The organism is Bradyrhizobium sp. LTSP849, from assembly GCF_000938255.1.
Taxonomy (GTDB): domain Bacteria; phylum Pseudomonadota; class Alphaproteobacteria; order Rhizobiales; family Xanthobacteraceae; genus Bradyrhizobium.
In genome coordinates, this window is sequence record NZ_JYMR01000023.1 from 437,481 (window position 1) to 458,877 (window position 21,397).

Sequence of the window (21,397 nt, forward strand, 5' to 3'; positions counted from 1 at the left end):
AGCAGGGTCAGCTAGCGATCAATCGCCTCTTGCGTGCGTAGAGAGAGTCAGCCCGCCTTTAGCGGGCTGTCACATGGCGCAACGCCCGACAAGTGCACAAGCATTGATCAAGAAAAGCAAATTAGTGCGGCTTGCTAACGAAATATGCCTCCGACTATGCTGCGTCGCAGCGCGATATTCTTCCTCGCGGTGCTAGGCGCGACAACGGAGGCACGATGATGTGCTCTGCCCTCAAGGTGCTCTCGTGGTGCGGCGTAATGGCCGGCCTCATTGCTGGAGGGCTGGTCGCCCCCGCGCCGTCGGCCCGAGCGGCCGGCGTCTTGAAGGTGGCGATGACCGCGGGCGATTTGCCGGTCACGACGGGCAATCCAGATCAAGGTTTTGAAGGCTTTCGCTTCGTCGGCTGGAATCTGTACGACGCCTTGATCAACTGGGACTTGTCCAAGAGCGACAGGGCGTCGGACATCAAGCCTGGCCTTGCAACCGAGTGGCATATCGATCCGGCCAACCACAAGCGCTGGATATTCACCCTGCGACAGGGCGTGAAGTGGCATGATGGCTGCGATTTCACGGCCGACGACGTCGTCTGGAACTTCCAGCGCATCAGTGACCAAAAGGCGCCGCAGTTTTTCACGCAGCAGTTCGCGCTGTCCCGCGCCTACCTGACCAACTTCGAGAGCATCGAGAAGATCGACGACCACAGCGTCGCTATCACCACGAAATTCGTCGAATCCCTGTTTCCGTATGACATGTCATACGTACTGATGATCAGCCGCTGCCGGGCGCAGGCGCTGAATTACGACTGGACGGCCTACGCCAATCAGCCCTCCGGCACCGGCCCATATCGCTTCGTCAGCATGACCGCGCATGAACGCATGGAGCTGGTGCCGAACAACGATTACTGGGACAAGGCGCGCGTGCCGAAGCAGGACCGGCTGGTGCTGCTGCCGATGCCGGAGGCTGCGACCCGCACCGCGGCGCTGCTCTCCGATCAGGTGAACTTTATCGAAGCGCCGGCGCCGGATGCGATCCCGGTGTTGAAGCGTGCCAATATGCAGATTGTCTCCAACGTCTATCCGCACAACTGGCCGTACATTTTGAACTTCACCCGGGGTCCCTTCACGGATCTTCGCGTCCGCCAGGCGGCGAATTACGCCATCAACCGCGACGACGTGGTGGACCTCGTCGGCGGCATGGCGACACCCGAATATGCCGAGGTGCCGCCGTCCCTGCCGTATTACGGCAATCCGGTGATCTACAAATTCGACAAGGCGAAGGCGCGCGCGCTCTTGAAGGAGGCCAACTGCCTGCCCTGCAAGGTGACGCTGGCGATCTCGACCTCCGGCTCCGGCCAGATGCAGTCGCTGCCAATGAACGAACTGGTCAAGCAGCAATTGGAAGATTCCGGGTTCGAGGTCACGCTCAATGTGATGGATTGGAACGCGCTGCTGGACGTCAGCCGCTCCGGCGTTCCGAAATACCCGAATATCGACGGGATGAACGCCTCGCGCGGCCTGCTCGATCCCGTGAGCGCGATCATCAAACCGGTTGCCACGGCCTATTGGTCGCCGGCCGGCAGCAATTGGGGCCATTTCGGCACGCCGGAAGCCGACGCGCTGGTCAAGCAGATCTTCGAAGAGTTCGAGCCCGAGAAGCGGCTGGCGCTGCTGACCCGCCTGCACGAATACGAATCCGAACAAGCGCTGATGATCTTCGTCGTGCACGATCTCAATCCGCGCGCGCTGTCGCCGAAGGTGCATGGCTTCGTGCAGGCGCAGAACTGGTTCCAGGACCTGACGCCGATCTCGGTCGATCCGTAAAGTAGAGGAGCGGGAATGCTCGGCTACGTCATCCGCCGTATCCTGTTCGCGATCCCGATCGCACTCGGCGTCAGCGTCGTCTGCTTTTCCCTGGTCTATCTGGCGCCGGGCGATCCCCTGCAGACGGTGCTGCCGCCGGACGCTACCGCCGAGACGATTGCGATCGTCAAGCACGCCTATGGCTTCGACCGGCCGATCCCTGTGCAATACGCGATCTGGCTCTGGCACGTTCTGCATGGTGACTTCGGTCGCTCGATCGCCAGCCAGCGCGCGGTCACGCTGGAGGTGTTCGGCGCGCTCAGCAACACGGCGATGCTGGTGCTGTTCGCCGCGCCGATCTCGTTCCTCGTCGGCTACGGCATGGGAGCGCTGGCCGGCTGCTTCCCCGGGCGGCCCACGGACCGCATTGTCACGGGCGTGGCGGTGATCGGCGTCAGCCTGCCGAACTACTGGCTGGGGCTGGTGCTCGTCATCATCTTCGCGGTCGAGTTGATGGTGTTGCCCGCGAGCGGAATGGGGCAGTCCGGCTCGGCTGCCTTCACACTATGGCACTGGAGCGACGCGAAATTCCTGGTGCTGCCGGTGACCACGCTGGCGATGATCCCGATCGGCATCATCGCACGCACGACGCGCGCAGCAGTAGCGGAGGTTCGCAGCCAGGATTTCGTTACGACGCTGCGCGCCATGGGGCTGGGCGAGGGCGCGGTGATCCGGCACGTGCTCAAGAATGCCTCGCCACAGGTGCTGGCGGTGTTGGGGTTGCAATTCGGCTATTTGATGGGCGGCTCCATTCTGGTGGAGACCGTGTTCACCTGGCCCGGCAGCGGCTTTCTGCTGTTCAAGGCGATCATCAACCGCGACATCCCGGTGCTGCAGGGCTCGATCCTCGCGCTCTCGCTGATCTTCGTCGCCACCAATCTGGTGGTGGACCTATTGCAAGCGGTCATGGACCCGAGGATCCGCCGAGCATGAACGAGAGAGCGGTGGTGGCGCAGGGCGCAATCCCGGCGGATTCAGAGATCGACGGCGCGCCCGCGATTGCGGTACGCGGCTATTGGCAGTCGGTGCTGCGTCGGCTGCGCTATGACTGGGTGACCATCATTTTCGGCCTTGTGGTGCTGGCGATCGTCCTCGCGGCGATCGCGGCTCCGCTGATCGCGCCGTTCGATCCGTACCAGCAGAGTATCGTCGGCCGTCTCAAGCCGTTCGGCTGGCGTGGCCATCCCTGGGGCACCGACGAGTTGGGCCGCGACATGATGAGCCGGCTGATCTATGGCGGCCGTATCTCGCTGGTGATGGGCCTGGCGCCGGTTTTGATCGCAACATTGGTCGGCGGCATGCTGGGCGTGATCGGCGGCTTCGCCGGGCGCGTGGCCAATACCGCCATCATGCGCACCATGGACGTGTTCTATGCCTTTCCGTCTATCCTGCTGGCGGTCGCGATCTCCGGCGCGATGGGCGGCGGCATGATCAACGGCATCATCTCCTTGAGCCTGGTGTTCACGCCCGCGATGTGCCGCGTCGCGGAGACAGCTACCGCGCAGGTGAAGAACCTGGACTACATCGAGGCCGCCCGCGCCAGCGGTGCCGGCACGCTCACGATCATCCGCCACCACGTGCTGGGCAACGTGCTGGGCCCCGTGTTCATCTATGCCTCCAGCCTCGTCAGCGTCAGTATCCTGCTCGCTTCGGGCCTGTCCTTCCTGGGCCTGGGCGTGCAGCCGCCCGAGCCGGATTGGGGCCTGATGCTCTCGACCTTGCGCCAGTCGCTTTATGTCAACCCGCTGGGCTGCGCGCTGCCGGGCATTGCGATCTTCATCACCTCGATCTGCTTCAATCTCGTCAGCGACGGCGTGCGCGGCGCAATGGACGTGCGCGGATGAGCACCGCCGTCGAGATGCTGCCCTACGTGGATCCGCGCGACCGCGGCGGCGCCGCGCAGCCGATGCTGATCGCGCGCGAGCTGCAGCGCCATTTCCGGGTGAAGGGGGCCGGCAAGGGCGCGGTGGTGCGCGCCGTGGATGGCGTCTCGTTCACGCTGTTCAAGGGTGAAACCCTTGGCGTGGTCGGCGAGTCCGGTTGCGGCAAGTCAACGCTGGCGCGGCTCTTGCTGCATCTGGTGGTGCCGGACTCCGGCGAACTGGTGTTCGACGGCGACGCCGTGGGCGAACGCGGCGGCGTCAACGTGGCTGACCTGCGCCGTCAGGTGCAGATGGTGTTCCAGGACAGCTACTCCTCGCTCAACCCGCGCATGCCGGTGCAGGATTCCATCGCATTCGGCCCGATGGTGAACGGCCGCAGCAAGACCGAGGCGCGCCGGATCGCCCACGAGATCCTGGTCAAGGTGGGTCTTCGGCCGGATCTGTTCGGCCCGCGCTACCCGCACGAACTGTCCGGCGGCCAGAAGCAGCGCGTCAACATCGCCCGCGCGCTCGCGGTCGGCCCGCGCATGGTGATCCTCGACGAAGCCGTCTCCGCGCTGGACAAGTCGGTCGAGGCCCAGGTGCTCAATTTGCTGCGACAGCTCAAGCGCACTTTGAACCTCACCTATCTGTTCATCAGCCACGACCTCAACGTGGTGCGCTATATCAGCGACCGCGTCCTGGTGATGTATCTGGGACAGGTGGTTGAGCTTGGTCCGGCGGCCGAGGTATTTGCCCGAGCGCGCCACCCTTACACAAGGGCGCTGCTGGGCTCTCGCCTGTCGATGGACGCCGGACGGCGGATCGAAGCGCCGCCTCTGGTGGGCGACCCGCCGAGTCCGATCGACCCGCCCTCGGGCTGCCGTTTCCGCACCCGATGTCCGCATGCGGAGTCCGTGTGCGAAGCGCGGATGCCGACACTGGGACACTGGGAGGACCGCTCCTCCCATGTCGCGGCGTGTCATATGACGACGCCGGATTCCGGTCACAGCCTGGCGGGGGCCGCCTGATGGACGGTCACACCGAGGCGGCTGCGCCGCTGCTGGACGTGCGGGATCTGACCGTGAAGTTCGTGAGCCGCGAGGCGACGGTGACCGCCGTCAACGGAGCCACGTTCAGCCTGCGCGCAGGCGAAGTGCTGTGTCTTTTGGGCGAGTCCGGCTCGGGCAAGTCCGTCACGCTGCGCGCACTGATGCGGCTATTGCCGAAGCAAGCGCAGGTGGCAGGTCGGGTCGAACTCGGCGGACAGGATGTTCTTGCGTTGCAGGGAAAGGCGTTAGGGGCCTTTCGCGGCGGCGAGGTCGCGATGGTGTTCCAGGAGCCGATGACCGCGCTGGACCCGGTCTATACAATCGGCCAGCACCTGGTGGAGATGATCCGTCGACACAAGGGCGGCACCAAGGTCGAGGCCCGCGCCCGCGCGATCGAGCTGCTGGATCTGGTCAAGATCCCATCTGCCGCGCGCCGGTTCGATGCCTATCCGCATGAGCTGTCGGGAGGGTTGCGGCAGCGCGCGATGATCGCGATCGCGCTGTCCTGCGGGCCGCGGCTCTTGCTGGCAGACGAGCCGACCACGGCGCTGGACGCGACGGTGCAGATCCAGGTGCTGATCCTGCTGCGCCGCCTGCAGCAGGAACTGGGGATGGGCACCATCTTCGTCACCCACGATCTGGGTGTGGCGGCGGAGATCGCGGATCGCGTGGCCGTGATGTATGCCGGGCGGGTGATCGAGGAGGGGCCGGTCGCGGACGTCTTGCGCGCGCCGGCGCATCCTTACACCGCGGGTCTGTTAGCCTCCACCGTGCACGACCAGGCGCCGGATCAGGATATCGCCGCGATCCCGGGGAGCCCGCCTGATTTGCGGCGGCTGCCGGGCGGTTGCAGCTTCGCGCCGCGCTGCGGTCTTGCCACCGAGGCATGTCGCCAGGCTTTCCCCGACCCGGTCTACCCGGCGCCGGGCCGGATGGCTCGCTGCCTGCGCGTCGCGGGTGTGTTGCCAGGTTTGCTAAGAGAGCCCGTATGAAAGGCAACAGTGCATGAGTGAGAAAACGAAGTTCGTGAACGATATGGTCGCCTCGATCGCGACCTGGCATGGCGTGCAGCCGCCGAACGAGGTGGCACTGCGGATGCTCGGCGACCTGGAGAAGCTGATCCGCGACTTCGAGGCGCTGCGCGGCACCATGCGCTTCGAGGATGAGCCCGCGAGCTTCGAGGCGGCGCTGGTTGAAGCGGCATCGATCGGAGTGCGCGCATGATGGCGGCAAGGCTTGATGTTGCCGACCTGTCGCTGGTCGACGCGGCGGATGCGGTGCGCAAGGGCGAGGTGAGTGCGGTATCGCTGCTGGAGGCGTGCCTCGCCAATCTCGACTCCCATGAGGAGGCGGTCAACGCCACGATCTGGGTGGACAAAGAGGCCGCATTCGCTGCTGCCCGTGCCGCCGATGCCAAGCGCGCCGCGGGCGGACCGATCGGGCCGTTACACGGGCTGCCGCTGGCGCACAAGGACATGTACTATCAGGCCGGCCGTCTCTCCAGTTGCGGCTCGGTCATTCGCCGCGATTTCGTGCCCGACTACAGCGCGACGGTGATCGAGCGGCTCAGCGCTGCCGGCGCTTATGCGTTCGCCGGCCTCAACATGGCGGAGTTCGCGCAGAATGGCACCGGCCACAACCGTCACCATGGCGACTGCCACAATCCCTGGAATCTACCCTACATCACCGGCGGCTCCTCCAGTGGATCTGGCGCGGCGGTGGCGGCCCGCTTCACCTTTGCCGCACTGGGCTCCGACACCGGCGGCTCGATTCGTCTTCCCGCCGCGGCCAACGGCGTCAGCGGCATCAAGCCGACGCAGACCCGCGTCAGCCGCTACGGCGTGATGCCTTTGTCCTTCTCGGCCGACAATGTCGGTCCGCTCGCCCGTACCGCGCGCGATTGTGCCCGGATCATGAGCGTCATCGCCGGGCACGACCCGCGCGACCCGACCAGCGCCGAGATGCCCGTGCCTGACTACGAGGCGGGGCTGACCGGCGACCTTCGCGGTATCCGTATCGGCATGCCCTCGACCTACTTCCTCGACGAGGTGGACGCGCCGGTGCGGGCGGCGATCGAGGCTGCAGCTTCCGTGCTGGCCGGGCGCGGCGCAACGATCGTGCCTCTGACATTGCCGCTGATGGATGCGGTCGCGACCTATGCCTCAGTGGTGTCGCGTGTCGAAGGCGCCACGATCCACGCCGAGTGGATGCGCCAACGGCCGCAGGACTTCGCCACCCATATCAATGGGCGGATGTTTCCGGGCTATGCGATCCCCGCCACCTATTACGTCGAGGCCCTGAGCCGGCGCGGCCCGATCCTGAAGGCGTTCGCCAAGGAGGTGTTCAGCCAGGTCGATCTCTTGGTCACGCCCACCATCCGCACCTGCCTGCCGACGCTCGCGGCCACCGATATCGACAACGGTCCGCCGGGAACGGAGCAGGTGGCGCTGGGCATCTCCACGAACACGCGGCCGTTCAACTATCTCGGCCTGCCGTCGATGAGCATTCCCTGCGGCTTCGATCCGAACGGCTTGCCGATCGGCTTGCAGATCAGTGGGCGTCCGTTCGCGGAAGCCGCGGTGTTGCAGGCGGCCGACGCCTATCAACGTGATACCGACTGGCATGCGCGCCGGCCGGAGATCGCAGCAGTCTGAACAATGAAACGCTACAACGACAAGAACGACAAGAAGGATGATGATCATGCCGGAAACGCCCGACGAAGCCGCGCTTGCCCTTGAATTCGACGTTCTCGCCAAACGCGCTGGCCTTGCCATTCCCGAAGACCGCAAAGCTGCGCTGTTCGCGGGCTTCAAGGATCTGCGCCGCATGCTGGCCACGATGCGCCAGCCGCGCACCGCGGCAGACGAGCCGGCCGGCACATTCTCGATCCAGAGCGTGACGCGGGGGCTTTGATCATGAGCGATACGAAATTGTTCGAGCTCAGCATCGCCGACGCCGGCCGCAAGCTGCGCGACGGATCGATCACCTCGACGGCGCTCACCGAGGACGCGCTGTCGCGCATTGCCGCGATCGATCCCGCGCTCGACAGCTTCATCACGGTGACCGCCGATCGCGCCCGTGCCGATGCTGCGGCCGCGGACGCCGCATTCGCCAAAGGGATCGACGGCGGGCCGATGCAGGGCGTGCCTTACGCGCTGAAAGACATCTACGACACCGCCGGTATCCGTTCGACCTGCCATTCCAAGCTGCGGCTGGATCATGTGCCGGCCGCCGATTCCGTGGTGGAGAGCAAGTTCAAGGCGCAAGGTGCAGTGCTGCTCGGCAAGCTTGCCACCCATGAATTCGCGCTCGGCGGTCCGAGCTTCGATCTGCCGTTTCCGCCGGCGCGCAATCCCTGGAATCGTGAGCACATTCCTGGCGGCTCGTCCTCCGGTTCGGGGGCTGCGGTTGCCGCCGGGCTGGTGCGCATGGCGATGGGTTCGGACACCGGCGGCTCGATCCGAGGCCCCGCCGCCTATTGCGGCACGGTCGGGTTGAAGCCGACCTACGGCCTGGTCTCCCGACGCGGCGTGTTTCCGCTGTCAACTACGCTCGACCATTGCGGCCCGTTGTCGTGGACGGTCGAGGATAGCGCGATCGCGCTGCAGACGATCGCCGGTTATGACGCGCTCGATCCGGCCAGCGTCGATATTCCCATACCGAACTATCTGGATGGGCTCGATCGGGGTGTGGACGGGCTGCGGATCGGCCTGCCCAGGCATTTTTTCGCCAAGGCGGAAGATGTGTCGGCCGAGGTGGTTGCGGCGATCGATCGCGCCGCGGAGCGGCTTGCGAAGCTCGGCGCTGTGGTCGAGGAGATCACGCTGCCGGACTACGACCTGTTCAATGCCTGCGGCCGCATCATCATGTACACCGAGGCGTTCGCGATTCATGAGCAGGACTTCCAGAGGCGGCCGCTCGATTTCGGTCAGCTGACCTATCTGCGGATGACGCTCGGCGCTTTTGTAACCGGGGCCGATATCCAGCAGGCGATGCGGTTGCGTCGCGAACTGTCGCGCGCGGTCAATCTGCAGCTCAAGAACTATGATGCGCTGATCACGGCGAGCGCACTGATGCCGGCGCCGGCCTTCGCCGATATCGATCCGAACAGCCCGCCCAACTGGCCGATCCAAACCATGCCGTTCAACGTCACCGGCAATCCGGCCATGTCGATTCCGACCGGCTTCTCGGCGTCGGGCCTGCCGCTGTCGATGCAAATCGTCGGCCGCGCCTTCGATGAAAGCATGGTGCTCCGCATCGGCGCCGCCTTCGAGTCCGCGACGGGGCTGAGCACCCGGCGCCCGACGCTTGCTAGGGGCTAGGCGATAGGTTGCCTGCGATAGTGTCAGTCAGTCTGATCGCAAGGAAGCTCAGCCCCATCGCATGGGTTTCCCACCATTCGCCGCACTCTCCTGAGCGAGTATTGCGATGCGCGTGGCGCGCAGGGCCTCGCTTGCAGGAAGTTGCAAGGTCTTGCCATGGGCAAGATGATCAAAGACGAAGCCGGCAGGCGAGGCGCCCACGGGCAGGTCGACTTCGCGCCGGGGTCTAGTCGCCGTCTCGACGAGCAGTCGGTTTTCCGCGAAGAGAACGTCAGCACGGCCCTTTGTCCCGGACATCCGCATGGCATAGTCGCCATGCCGTGGCGACGCTTCGGGCTGGATCCAGTCGACCTCGATCGCGAATTGCGGGCCGCCATCGCAGGCGAGGATGGCACGCCCCAGCGCGGGAAAGTTCGTCGTGCCGGCCGCCGGGGTCGGCGAGATCCAGCCGCTGATCGTGCCACTGCTGTACCCCGTCAACCAAAGCGCGAGATCAATGTCGTGGACTGTCAGGTCAGCGAGGATGCCGCCATAAGTCGCGGGCTCGAACATCCACGCCGGGCGGCGGCTCGGGACGAGCTTGTGTGGCCCGGTTGCGCTGATGGATACGACGTCCCCCAGTTCGCCGCTCTCGATCACTGAGCGGAGCGCGAGCGTCACCGGATAGAACCGCTTCTCGAGCAGAAGCGTCAGCAAATTGCGCCCGGCAAGCGCGTCTTCGATTGTTGCGAGCTGGGCCAGGGTCACCGCCATGGGCTTGTCGGCGATCGCGAATATGCCGCGGCGCAAAAGTTCGGCCACGATCGGAGCGCGAAGACCGAACTCGGTGAAGACCGCCGCAGCCTGAATCGGATACGCATCCAGAAGCGTATTCGGGTCGGCGTAGCCAGGCGCCATGGTGCGTCGTTCGAGCTCGGCGCGTCGCGCCGGGTCATGGTCGGCGATGGCCACGACCCTGACGTCGGTTCGGTTCGCAATCTCTGAAAGTACATATTCGACATGCGGGTGGGCTGCGCCAATGATAGCTATGTCGATCGTCTCGGAACTACGCGCCGGCATGACTGACCTCCGGTGCGATCTGGCTGGGGCTGACGGCCCGACCTTCCGCGGCCGAGCGATAGATGGCGTCAACCAGTCTCGCAGCTTCGAATCCGTCCCTGAACGAGCTCGCGGGCGCCCGTCGCTCCCGGACAGCCTGGACGAAGTCGCGCCATTGCGCGATATGCCCGTCGATGCCGATGGCCTTGGGATCGCTGGCGGCGCTTCCAACCCCGGCCGCACTTGGCGGCTCCGCAACGTCAGCAAAATCCCAGCGGACGATGCTGTCGTTTGCGAGCTCGCAACTGCCACGATCCGTGAATAGTCGAAGCATGGCCGGCCGCCCCGGCGGCAGCGCCGTGCTCGTCACGATCACGCCAAGCGTGCCGGATGCGAAGGAGAGCAGCGCCGCTGTCGTGTCCTCGACGGCGTGGTTGTGTCCGAGCGTTGCCGTCTTACCCTGAACACTGTCAACGGTCCCGAACAGCCAGAGCATCAGATCGAGATTGTGAACCCCCTGGTTGAACAGCGAGCCCCCGCCGTGCCCTGCTTCGCTGCGCCAGGGTTTCTCCGCGTAGTAGGCGTCAGAGCGGTACCAATGGATCGCCGCCTCGATCAGGCGCGCCTGTCCGAGACGTCCTGTGTCGAGCAGGTTCTTGATCGCCTGGTGCTGGGGTTCGAGACGCCGTTGTGAAACCACGCCGCATGTCAGTTGCGAGCGCTCGGCGGCGCGGACCAGGGATGCGGCCTCGGCCGGATCGACGCAGAGCGGTTTCTCGACAAGCACGTGCCGTCCGGCCTCGATCGCAGCAAGTGCGGCGTCATGGTGAGCACCGCTCGGGGTGCAGACCACGACCGCGTCGATCTCGGCATTTGCCAGCATCGCGTCGGTGGTTGCGAATGTCGGAATGGGTTCGCCATTCATGCACGCTGCAATTTGCTCGGGCGTGCCGCCGGCGATCGCGGACAAAACGGTTTCGTCGAGTGCCCGTATAGCCCGCGCGTGCGTTTCACCGATCGCCCCTGGACCGATCAATCCGATGCGAAGCCGGTTCATGTCTCAGTCCTCAAGGGTTGAAGGGGTACGGCCGGCCCGCAACATAAACCGTCTCAGGCACGAGAGACCCATCCTCGTCGAGATGGAAGCGCAGCAGATCGGCGGGCGCCCCGACCGTCAGCGCAGGAAGGTCGAATGGTATACGGGGATTGATCGTTGCCAGCCTCAGCGCCTCTGCCAGGGTCAATCCGGCCATGCGTCTGGCCGTGGCTATTCCGAACATGAGGCTGACGGCAGCTCCCGCCAGAAAGGACGTGCCGACGACCTCCAGCCGGCCGTTGGCTTTCAGCTCGACCTTGCCGCCGATCGGCGCGTCATAGATTCCAGGTGCGCAACCCGCGAGCGCGGCAGCGTCTGAAACCAGGATCGATCGCTCCAGTCCCTTTGCACGCAGCATGGACTTGAAGGCCTCGGCGGGAAGGTGATGGCCATCAGCGATGAAGCTCGCCCACAACCTGTCTTCTGCCAGTTGGGTCCAGATCGGGTTGGGATGTCGCGGCAGCGTGGCCGCGATGCCGTTGCCAAGGTGCGTTGACAGCATCGCTCCGGCCACGACGGCCGCAGAGATCTGATCCTGCGTCGCGCTGGTATGGCCGAGCGCGACATGAACTCCGCGAGCCCGAAGGCCGCGCACATACGCGTCAGTTTCCGGCCAGTGCGGCGACAATGTCACGAGGCTGATGAGGTTTCCGCTGGCGGCTTGCCAGGCGTCGAACTCATCGAGACTTGGCGGCCTGACATGCTCGGCCGGATGCGCACCGCGGGGACCGTCCTCCGGCGCGATATGCGGTCCTTCAAGATGGACGAAGGGCATCGCGTGCTTGAGGAGCGGATCGCTATCGCGCGCCTGCGCTATAGCCTGTAACGCATCGATGATCGCATCGTGCGACGCCGTGATGAGCGTCGGGGCAAATCGCGACACGCCGCTGTTGTGGACGGCTGTGGCGAGGTCGCGGACCGTCTGGGGATCGGGGCGCGCATTGAGATCGTGGCCGGCAAAGCCATTCAATTGCAGATCGAACAGGCCGAGTGACAGCCATAGCCCGTCATCAGGTCCGCCGGGAATGATCTCCGAGATCCGGCCGCCCTGAATGACGATCGTGCGGAGCTCCCCGGTGTCCGGGTCGCGGCCCGAGACGCGCGTTGCCGGATCGGTCATGCGCACCGGTGTTTGCAACGAGAGCTGCGGCGGCGTGGACTCCTGGTCGAGATACAGCGTGCATCGCGGATGCGTGCGGAGCGCACTCGCCGGGCAGGCCGTCCCGATCGGGCCGTACAGGGATCGCTCGACGGCGGCTCGCTTGGACGCGCCGGGTACGACGCAGAAAAGCTGGCCGGCGTCCAGCAGCCGGGGAATCGTCAGCGTGATCGCGTGTGTCGGGACGTCCCCGAGTGTCGAGAAACAGCCATCGTCAACTTGTTGCTGCCGGCAGATCGCGTCGAGTTCGACAACTTTGACCAGCTTCGTGTCATGCAGGTCGGCGACCGGCGGGTCATTGAATGCCAAGTGCCCATTGACGCCGATGCCGAGGCAGATGATGTCGATCGGGGCCTCGCTGAGAAGAGCCGCATAGCGCGCCGCTTCGCGGTCCGGATCTGGTTCTTGCCCGATCAGGTGAACGGCGCCGAAAGCGATACGCGAGAACAAATGACGCGTCAGCCAGGCCCCGAAGCGCTCCGGTGCATCCGCTGGAAGTCCGAGATATTCGTCCATGTGGAAGGCCGTGACGCGCCGCCAGTCGATATCGCGCTCGCATGCAAGGGCGTCCAGCATCTCCGCCTGGCTCGGCGCCGCGGCAAAAATCATCCGCACCGTGCTCTGCCGGGCGAGGCGGTCGCGCAGCACGGCAGCGACATCCGCGGCAGCCGCCCGGCCCATCGCACCCCGCGTTTCAAATGTCAGGATTGAGGGAGGTGCCGAAGCCGTCATGCGCATCCATGGTTCTGCCGGGCCCACTCGTTACCCCCGAGCGACGAGAATGTAATGCAACCGGTTGCATGTCAAGCTTGCGCCCTAGGCCCTATCAAGGCATGTGTAATGGCATGCCATGCAGTGGAGGCGGCCTGCGGTGAAGCGCGATTCCGAGAGCGGCGGGGAGCGGCGTCCAGCGGTCGTGCCGACGATCAGTCAGGTTGCGAAGGCCTCCGGGGTTTCGCGCGCGACCGTATCGCGCGCCTTCTCGCGACCTGAGATGCTGACCGAAGAGACTGTCCGGCGCGTCAAGGAGGTCGCCGATAAGTTGGGCTACGTGCCGAACCAGGTCGCTCGCGCACTCTCGACTGGACGCCACGGCAATGTCGCGCTCATCGTCTCCGATGTCGCCAACCCGTTCTTTCCGCCGCTGATCAGGGCTGCGCAACTGCGCGCCGACCAGGCGGGGCTGTGCGTTTTCCTCGGCAATTCGGACGAAGATCCCGCGCGCGAGGAATTGCTGGTCGGCCGCTTCATCGGCCAGGTGGAGGGGCTTGTCCTCGCCTCATCCCGTCTGGATGAAGAGCACATAAGGCGCCATGCGACGCGTCGGCCGTTGGTGCTCATCAATCGCGATATCGAGGGCATTACACGGGTATTGATCGACACGGCGCCAGGTGTCGCAGCTGCGATCGCGCATCTTGACGAGTTGGGGCACCGGTACATCGCCTATGTCAGCGGCCCCACAACGTCGTGGTCCAACCAGCAACGGCGCAACGCCGTCCGCCGCGAGGCGGAGAAGCGCGGGATCAAGGTGATCGCCGTTCCCGCGCGCCCACCGTCCTACGACACCGGCCGGCTGGCAGCCACCCAGATTGCCGCCAGCGGCGTCACCGCGGCGATCGCGTTCGACGACCTTGTCGCTCAAGGCCTGCTGGCAGGGCTCGCGGCGCTCGACGTCGAGGTGCCGAAATCATTCAGTGTCGTCGGCTGCGATGACGTCCTCGGCGAAACCACCTATCCACCGCTCACCACCGTGTCGGCGCGCTGTGCCGATGCGGGCGATGTCGCGGTTGGTCTCCTGCTCAGCCAGATGAATGGCGGCGTGTCGGGAGAGATCCGCCACAAACTGAATTCTCATCTCGTCATTCGCGCCTCGACCGGTCCGGCGCCGGCGAAGCGGCGAGGCCGCTGACGATTTAGTCAACGGCCTCGGAAAGCGGCAATGGATCACAATTGACACGCAACCGGTTGCATGCGAGCTTTTTCGCAGAATTTGTCCCATTCCGTATTGTGAGAATGACCCTCATGGTGAAACCCGTCGGCAGGTTTGGCTATATCACGCGTCTCGAGGACAGCATTCGCCCGGCGAATTCGGGTCGCCGTTCCCTGATGTCAGCCGCGCTGTCACTGGCGCTTGCTGTTGCAGCACCAGTATTTGCTTCGCCCGCATCGGCCGAGAAGCTGACCATTTGGAGCGGCTGGCCCGACCTCGCCCCGTTCTACAAGCGGGTCGGCGACCAGCTGAAGAGCAAATATCCGGATCTCGAAGTCAGCGTCGAGGCGATTGCCCTGCGTGAGCACGAGAAGCGGCTTGCGCTGTCGCTTCCATCTGGCGCGGCCGGGGATGTCATCGAGATGGAGGTCGAGGCGGCACGATATCTCGAGGCTGGCCTCATCCCGGAGCCGCCGGCGCCGATCGTCGATTTCGTCAAAGCCAATTACGACATGACGCGCGTGAAGACCGCCACGTACGACGGCAAGATTTTCGGTGTGCCGTTGTTCCAGGGGCAGGGCGCGCTGTTCTACAACACCGACATGCTCGCCAAGGCCGGCCTCGAGGGTCCGCCCAAGACCATGGCCGACTACACGGCCTACGCCCAGAAGCTCGCGCAACGCGATGCGTCCGGCGTGCTCCAGGTGAGCGGATGGAGCTTGCGTCTCAGCGGCGGCGGCTCGGGCATCGCGGAGAAGTACTGGACTATCCTCTATAATCACGGGGGCACGCTGCTTGAAGAGAAGGGCGGAAAATGGCGCGCCGCCTACGCGAGCGAAGCCGGCCGCACCGCGCTGAAGCAATATCTCGACAACGTCGTGGTCTACCGGACGGTGACCCCCGAGATGAAGGCCGATGCGGAAGCCTTCGAGCTCGGCCAGACGGCAATGTTCATTCGGGAATCCTGGGTGATTGGCGACGTCGCCAAGAAGGCGCCCAACCTCAAATACGCCACAGCCCCATTGCCCAAGGGCACGCTGATGGTCCCGGTCGATCTCTACGTGCCGAACAAGGGACCGAAGAGCCAGATCGCCTGGGACTTCGTGCAAAAGGCAAATGAGCCGGAAAATCTGCTCTGGCTGCTTGAGAACACGGCCTGGGTCCCCAACCGCAAGGGCCTCGACTACTCCGCCGTTCTCAAGAAAATCCCGCAGCTCGACGCTTTCGTCAACGTCCCGGCTGACCACGTCTTCTTCACGGTTCCGGCGATCAGCCCTGCCAGCGAAATCCTCACCCGGCTTGCGGCGCGACTGGAGAAGGCATTCACTGACAAATCGCTGGCGGGCAACGATGCCGCGATCGATGCTTTCCTGAAATCTGCGGCCGAGGAAAGCGACAAGATCCTCGCCCGGGAAGACCTGCTGGCCAAACCCTAGACCTTCACCGACAGGGGCGACCCGCCCAATCCAGGCGTCGGCCGCTGACCGGCGCTTGCCGGAGGATCCATGCGCACCACGCCGAAATGGCTGTTTCCAGTTCTGGCGTTGCTTCCGGTCCTCGGGCTCTATGGCTGTATCCGCGTCTATCCCATCATCGAGACGCTGCGGCTCAGCTTCTTCCAATGGAATATCATCTCGCGGCGCAAGCCATTCGTCGGGTTCGCCAACTTCATCGAGTTGGCGAGCGACCCGCTATTTCTCGAGGCGATATTCAACACCACCATCATCGCCTTCAGCGTCGTGGCGATCACCATTCCCGTCGCGCTCGCGCTCGCCGCGTTGATCAACAGTCGGCAGGGGCTGCGGCACAGCGGCGTCTACGAAGCCTCGGTCTTCCTGCCGCACGTCGTCTCATTGGTTCCGGCGGCAATGGCCTGGAAATGGATTTTCGACGCCCGGCTCGGACCGCTCAATGCCCTGATCGGACTGGTCGGGATTCCGGCCCAATCGTGGTTGTTCGACCCCGTCCTGTCCCTGGTGTGCCTGATCGTTCTTTGCTCCTGGCAGGCGATCGGCTATGCCGTCCTCATCTTCCTTGTCGGACTGAAGAACGTTCCGGATGCACTCTACGAGGCCGCGCGCCTCGACGGCGCCTCGTCGCTTCAGGCCTTCCGCTACATTGCCGTGCCGCTGCTAAAGCCTGTCATGTTGTACGTGTCGGTTATTACGCTGATTTCGTCCTACAATATCTATGCGCAGGCCTTCGTGCTCGCATCGGACGTCCAGGGTGCGCCGGGACACCTCGTTCGCGTTCTCGTCCTCGACATGCTCGAAAACAGCTTTCGCAATTACCGGGTCGGCTATGCAGCCGCCGAAGCCGTCGTGCTTCTCGTTATCGTCCTCATTCTGACCGGCGCGCAGTTCAGGCTGTTCCGCGATCGGAGCCGCGCATGAGCGAGCCCGATCATCCGTCCGTCGTCGGTCAGAACCGTGTCGTCGGCCTCGTGATAGACGCCGTTCTTTGCGCGGTCAGCCTGATGATGCTTTTGCCGCTGGTGTTCCTGATCAGCAACGCGTTCAAGACGCCGCCGGAGCTGCTGGCCTGGCCGCCGACTATCATTCCACACCAGCCGACGCTGGAAAACATCGTCAGCGTCATGCGCGAAACGCCGCTGTTTCGCTGGATCGGCAACTCGCTCATCTTTGCGACGCTCTCGACCGCGAGCATCGTCAGCACGTCGGCGATCGCCGGTTATGTGCTCGGCAAGTTCGATCTTCCGGGGATCCCGGTCATCTTCGGCATCATCATCGCGACGGCCGTCGTTCCCTTCGAAGTCTACATGATCCCGCTCTACCTCAACGTCCAGTCCGCCGGACTGTTGAACACCTGGCCCGGGCTTCTGGTCGGCTATCTCATCATGAGCTTCGGCATCTTCCTGGTGCGGCAATACGTGATGACGTCGATCCCCGACGAACTCCTGGAGGCTGCGCGGGTGGATGGCGCGGGGGAGGGCTGGATCTTCCTGCGGATCGTGCTGCCGCTGATGCGCGGCCCGTTGGGAGCTCTCGCCGTGCTGGCGTTCTTTCAGGCCTGGACCGCGTTCGCGTGGCCTCTCGTCGTCATGACCAACAAGGACACCTATACGCTTGAGGTTGGGCTAGCCTTGTTTCAAACCGGTTTCACCGTCGATATCGGTCATCTCAGCGCGGCCGCCGCCCTGGCTCTGGTTCCGAGCGCGCTGTTCTTTTCGCTGATGCGTCGAAATTTCGTGCGTGGCGTGGCCGCGAGCGGTTTGAAAGAATGACGCCTTGCTGGCGTAAGCTGCTTGATGGACGGGCAGGGAGCGCCTTGAGGGGCCTAGGTGGACGGCTCGAGCACGAGCCGGTCGCTGGCCTTCGCAATTTTGCTCCAGTCGTACAACATCGGAACCATTTTGACGGAGGCCCATTGCGCATGCTGATCGGCAAAATGCGGGCTCGCGGGGTGCCCCGACGCGCCGTGAAACACGACCCAGACGCTGTTGTCCCAGTTGCCCACGTCGAAGACGTAGCGCGCAACCGCGCCATAGGCCGCGTTCAGGCTTGACGTAGCCCAATAGCATCCGTTGGCCATAATGGTATCGTTGTCGCCACCAACCGGAAGCCCCGGCGGTTCGAGCTGCGACGCCGCCTGCGGGAAGGCCGCCGACAACGGATGCGACATGCGGACGTGATGCAGCTCCGACCAAGTCTTGTCGTTCCATGTCTTGTCCTTGTCAGTCTCCGCTGCTCGCTTGAGCGCTGCTGTCAGCGCGCGATCCCAATCCCAACCTCCGAGGAACGCGGTATCGTCGTTGCGCAGCAATGACGGGAGTGCCCACCAGATCTGATTGAGCGGCGCCACGCCGGGGGCAACCTGGGCGACGGGATCTCGCGACACCGCGCTGAGACCGGACCGCTCGAGAACGATACGCGCAAGCTCGCGTCGCGTCCGCGCATAAGCAGCTGCCGCCTTTGAATTGGCAGCCATGCAGGCGTCCCAATCCACAATCAGGTCGCGCAACGCGGCAGCTGGTCCTTCGATCACCGGGAGCCGGTTCAGGCGGGCGATGAATTCGCGCGCCGTGAAGCTGTGCGTGTCGGCATGGATGCTGCCCATGTCACTGACGGTCGCAGCCGGAAGTTCGGCCAGCCGATCGGCGATGCGACTGGCCCGGTACGGAGGATGACAGTCGGTGCACAGATAGTCCGGATTCTCGTCGGTGACGACACGGTTGTTGGCGGTGACCAGAAAGCCTTCCGGCGGATCAAAGGCGCGCGGCATATCCTCCCAGGGAATGACACCCTGCCATTCATACTCTCCTGTCCAGCCCGGCACCGGCAGCCAACCATTCAGTCGCGGACGCCGCGGCACGATGGCGCGCACGAGATTTCCGATCCGCCCGGTGGTATCGGCCGCGACCAGATTGTGATCGATCAGGCCCCAGCCTCGCGTTGCCTCATAGAGCGCGTCGACGCTTCTAGCGCGCAGCATCGGCAGCAGACAATCGAACGACCGATCAAGCTCCGCGAACTGCACCGACCGCAGCGTCAGTGCCGCTCCCTGATGAGGATCGCCCGCGATCACCGGCCCATGGTGGGTCGCGATCACCTCGACATCGACGGCAGGTCCACCGCGAACCGCGATGCGTTCATGACGGATATCGCTGGTGCGCCATTCATTCCGGAACAGGTAGCGGGACGCGTCGCCGGGCTTGAATTTCTCGACATACAAATCGTGGATATCGACAAAGGCGTGGGTCACACAAAAAGCGACATGGCCGTTGTGGGCAAAGTGCGGGAATGCAGGCACGCCCGGCACCGAAAGCCCGATGGCATCGAACGCGTCGCAGGCGAGGTGGAACTGTGAATACAGGCTCGGCATCTCGAAGGCGCGGTGTGGATCGCCGGCCAGCAATGGCCGGCCGGTTGCGGTCCGCGACGGGGCAATCGCCCAGTTGTTGCTGCCACCATCGGTGGCCTCCGGCCCTGCGAGCGTTGCCAGTGCTTCGATCGCTGGCGCCAGATCCTGCAGCGCGGCGGTCCATCGCTTGCCTTCCGCACCCGGCGGCGTGGCGAGAAAATCCTGGCCGCCATCGTCGTAACGCAGCTTGGCGACGTGATCCGGACCGATTCTGCGCATGGCCGCCGCGCGCCACAGTTTGAACCAGACCGAGCCCATCAGATAGCCGCGCTGCCGCATCACGAGGATGCAGTGCCACGGCTCCCAGCGTTCGACGTCGCCTCCGACCAGGCCGTACTCGAACGGCAACGGCGCGCCCTGCGCCAGGAAGGCGTTGACGCCGCTAGCATAGGCTTCGAGCATCGCGCGCGCTTCACTCGACAAACCGGCGAAGTCGCGCTGCGACGCGCCCGCGACATCGAGCTGCCGCGCCAGCGTATCCGCCGCGACACCCGCGCTGCCTTCCCATTCCGCCCAGCGGCCCAGCATGCGCCGGCGCGCGGCGTCCATCTGCCAGAGCCGGTCCTGGGCATGGACATAGCCTTGCGCAAAAAAGGCGTCCGCCGTTCCGCGTGCGCGGACGTGAGGGATGCCCCAGGCGTCGCGATGGACGTCGACCTTGTCCTCAAGACCACGCAGCACGACGGTGCCTTTGGTCTGAGGCAGGCATGAAGGTCTGTCATTGGCAGCGTTTGTCACGCTCTTCTCCCAGTCTTGTCAGGCTTGCAGGTAAGGGCTTCGTCGCCCGATCAATCATGCCGCGGGCGGTCGACGATCGGCCCAGGGGCGAATTCGCTCCAGAATGGCACCGAGGCGCAGAACATCGTTATCTTTCCACCAGCGGCCGACGATCTGCAGGCCGGTCGGCAATCCATCGGCGCCGAATCCGTTTGGCACCGACAGCGCCGGATTTCCGCTCTGGTTGAACGGATAGACGAAAGCGTTCCAGCCGCGATTGAACAATGCGTCGACGGTCTTGCCGGCCTCGGTCGTAATCGCAGTCGTGGGCAAGGTAGGGGTGACGAGGAAGTCGTAGTCTTCAAAGAGCCTCTGCACGGCGCGATAGAGCCGCGAACGGGCAACCTGGGCCTTGCGAAAATCAACCAAAGTAGCGCGGCTGCCTGCTGCGATCCATTCTACCAGGACCGGGTCCATCCGGTCGCGCCATTTTTCCAGATGGTGGCCGAAATAGACGTTCAGATTGGCGAGGTACATGAGCCGGGCAGGACCCGCGATCCAGTCCATTCCAGCGCCTGCCTCTTCTACCTCGGCGCCGAGCGCTGCGAGGGCTGCGAGCGACGCCTTGGTGTTTGCTGCAACGTCCGCGCTGCAGTCGCTCATGGCGGACAAATATCCGATCCGCAATCCGGACAAATCCTCCGAGATCAGGCTCGGCATCAGCGTCCCGTTACCGGGCGCACCGAGCGACCAGGGATCGAGTGTCGACGGACCCACAAGGCTGTCCATCATCAATGCAGCATCGGCTACGGTGCGCGTCAACGGACCGGCCGCGGCATAGTTGAAGAAGGAATCCGAGGTTTGCTCATAGGGCACCGCGCCCGTGGTCGGCTTTAGTCCGACCACGCCGCAGGCGGCTGCGGGAATGCGGATCGATCCCGCGCCGTCCGTGCCGAGACCCAGGGGCCCGAGTCCGGCCGCCAACGCGACGGCCGCGCCACCGCTCGATCCGCCTGCGGTGCGTTCGGGATTCCAGGGATTGCGCGTGATCCCGAAGCTGGGTCCGTCGGTGTGGCCCTTGTGACCGAATTCAGGTGTGGTCGATTTGCCTACCATGATCGCGCCCGCGTTCTTCAGGCGAGTCACCAGGATATCGTCCTGCGCGGGAATGTTGTCAGCGAGGATCGCCGATCCGTGCGCAGTGCGCACGCCCTTGGTGGCAAAGAGATCCTTGATGCTGACGGGGATGCCGTGCAGCGGCCCGAGTTGCTCGCCAGCCATGACGGCCTGCTCCGCGACCCGCGCCTGCGCCCGCGCCGCGTCGGCGGTTACCGTCGCGTAGGCATTGAGCGTCGGCTGTGTCCGCTCGATCGCGCCCAGCACGGCGTCGACATACTCCACAGGAGACAGCGCGCGTTTACGGATCAGGCTTGCGGCGGTCGTGGCCGGCATAAAGAGTAGATCGCGATCAGACATCTCAG

18 protein-coding genes are annotated in these 21,397 nt (G+C 64.5%); 13 read left to right on the top strand and 5 right to left on the bottom strand.

From position 1 onward, the window contains the following. Positions 1 to 215: 215 nt before the first annotated feature. The 9 genes from UB31_RS17840 to UB31_RS17880 are packed head-to-tail and all read left to right on the top strand — an operon-like array spanning position 216 to position 9,095. The gene (locus UB31_RS17840; protein ID WP_050032167.1) at positions 216 to 1,820 is read left to right on the top strand and encodes an ABC transporter substrate-binding protein; all 1,605 of its coding nucleotides are present in this window, start codon (positions 216 to 218) and stop codon (positions 1,818 to 1,820) included. 15 nt (positions 1,821 to 1,835) lie between these two features. Further along, positions 1,836 to 2,792 (top strand): ABC transporter permease, encoded by a 957-nt coding sequence (locus UB31_RS17845; RefSeq protein WP_045011795.1) that lies wholly within the window; start codon positions 1,836 to 1,838, stop codon positions 2,790 to 2,792. After that, positions 2,789 to 3,703, top strand: coding sequence for an ABC transporter permease (locus UB31_RS17850; RefSeq protein WP_045011796.1), 915 nt, complete (start codon positions 2,789 to 2,791; stop codon positions 3,701 to 3,703). The genes UB31_RS17845 and UB31_RS17850 overlap by 4 nt, the downstream gene beginning before the upstream one ends. Beyond that, on the top strand, positions 3,700 to 4,752 hold the full coding sequence (locus UB31_RS17855) for an ABC transporter ATP-binding protein (RefSeq protein WP_245306009.1): 1,053 nt from the start codon (positions 3,700 to 3,702) through the stop codon (positions 4,750 to 4,752). The genes UB31_RS17850 and UB31_RS17855 overlap by 4 nt, the downstream gene beginning before the upstream one ends. Beyond that, on the top strand, positions 4,752 to 5,765 hold the full coding sequence (locus tag UB31_RS17860) for an ABC transporter ATP-binding protein (RefSeq protein ID WP_045006967.1): 1,014 nt from the start codon (positions 4,752 to 4,754) through the stop codon (positions 5,763 to 5,765). Before UB31_RS17855 ends, UB31_RS17860 begins: the two co-directional genes overlap by 1 nt. Positions 5,766 to 5,778: 13 nt before the next feature. Then, positions 5,779 to 5,997 carry a hypothetical protein gene (locus UB31_RS17865; RefSeq protein ID WP_045006966.1) on the top strand — a complete coding sequence of 73 codons (219 nt, stop codon included), beginning with the start codon at positions 5,779 to 5,781 and terminating at the stop codon, positions 5,995 to 5,997. Next, positions 5,994 to 7,427 (top strand): amidase, encoded by a 1,434-nt coding sequence (locus UB31_RS17870; protein WP_197090824.1) that lies wholly within the window; start codon positions 5,994 to 5,996, stop codon positions 7,425 to 7,427. The genes UB31_RS17865 and UB31_RS17870 overlap by 4 nt, the downstream gene beginning before the upstream one ends. A 46-nt stretch (positions 7,428 to 7,473) precedes the next feature. Further along, positions 7,474 to 7,686: a hypothetical protein gene (locus UB31_RS17875; protein WP_156163274.1), complete on the top strand. Its 213-nt coding sequence runs from the start codon at positions 7,474 to 7,476 to the stop codon at positions 7,684 to 7,686. 2 nt (positions 7,687 to 7,688) lie between these two features. After that, a complete protein-coding gene (locus tag UB31_RS17880) occupies positions 7,689 to 9,095 on the top strand; it encodes an Asp-tRNA(Asn)/Glu-tRNA(Gln) amidotransferase GatCAB subunit A (RefSeq protein WP_045011799.1) in 1,407 nt (468 codons plus the stop codon). Positions 9,096 to 9,143: 48 nt separating this feature from the next. On the opposite strand, the gene UB31_RS17885 is transcribed toward UB31_RS17880, so the two are convergent. Genes UB31_RS17885 through UB31_RS42585 form a run of 3 tightly spaced genes read right to left on the bottom strand, consistent with a single transcriptional unit; the run spans position 9,144 to position 13,120 of the window. Next, positions 9,144 to 10,154: a Gfo/Idh/MocA family protein gene (locus UB31_RS17885; protein ID WP_045011800.1), complete on the bottom strand. Its 1,011-nt coding sequence runs from the start codon at positions 10,152 to 10,154 to the stop codon at positions 9,144 to 9,146. Beyond that, complete coding sequence (locus UB31_RS17890) at positions 10,141 to 11,190, bottom strand: Gfo/Idh/MocA family protein (RefSeq protein WP_045011801.1); 1,050 nt, start codon at positions 11,188 to 11,190, stop codon at positions 10,141 to 10,143. The genes UB31_RS17885 and UB31_RS17890 overlap by 14 nt, the downstream gene beginning before the upstream one ends. A gap of 10 nt (positions 11,191 to 11,200) precedes the next feature. Continuing rightward, on the bottom strand, positions 11,201 to 13,120 hold the full coding sequence (locus UB31_RS42585) for a 6-phosphogluconolactonase (protein WP_245306010.1): 1,920 nt from the start codon (positions 13,118 to 13,120) through the stop codon (positions 11,201 to 11,203). A 139-nt stretch (positions 13,121 to 13,259) separates the two neighbouring features. Here UB31_RS42585 and UB31_RS17905 point away from each other — a divergent pair, with 139 nt between their 5' ends. From UB31_RS17905 to UB31_RS17920, 4 genes are all read left to right on the top strand, one after another. Then, positions 13,260 to 14,297 carry a LacI family DNA-binding transcriptional regulator gene (locus tag UB31_RS17905; RefSeq protein ID WP_045006961.1) on the top strand — a complete coding sequence of 346 codons (1,038 nt, stop codon included), beginning with the start codon at positions 13,260 to 13,262 and terminating at the stop codon, positions 14,295 to 14,297. Between the two features lie 113 nt (positions 14,298 to 14,410). Continuing rightward, entirely contained in the window at positions 14,411 to 15,754 is a 1,344-nt protein-coding gene (locus UB31_RS17910; protein WP_197090825.1) for an extracellular solute-binding protein, read from the top strand. A 69-nt stretch (positions 15,755 to 15,823) separates the two neighbouring features. Beyond that, complete coding sequence (locus UB31_RS17915; protein ID WP_045011802.1) at positions 15,824 to 16,711, top strand: carbohydrate ABC transporter permease; 888 nt, start codon at positions 15,824 to 15,826, stop codon at positions 16,709 to 16,711. Further along, complete coding sequence (locus UB31_RS17920) at positions 16,708 to 17,562, top strand: carbohydrate ABC transporter permease (protein ID WP_045011803.1); 855 nt, start codon at positions 16,708 to 16,710, stop codon at positions 17,560 to 17,562. The genes UB31_RS17915 and UB31_RS17920 overlap by 4 nt, the downstream gene beginning before the upstream one ends. 53 nt (positions 17,563 to 17,615) lie before the next feature. On the opposite strand, the gene UB31_RS40070 is transcribed toward UB31_RS17920, so the two are convergent. Then, positions 17,616 to 19,937, bottom strand: coding sequence for a penicillin acylase family protein (locus UB31_RS40070; RefSeq protein ID WP_045011804.1), 2,322 nt, complete (start codon positions 19,935 to 19,937; stop codon positions 17,616 to 17,618). Positions 19,938 to 19,991: 54 nt separating this feature from the next. Next, positions 19,992 to 21,392, bottom strand: coding sequence for an amidase (locus UB31_RS17930; protein WP_045011805.1), 1,401 nt, complete (start codon positions 21,390 to 21,392; stop codon positions 19,992 to 19,994). Positions 21,393 to 21,397 lie beyond the last annotated feature (5 nt).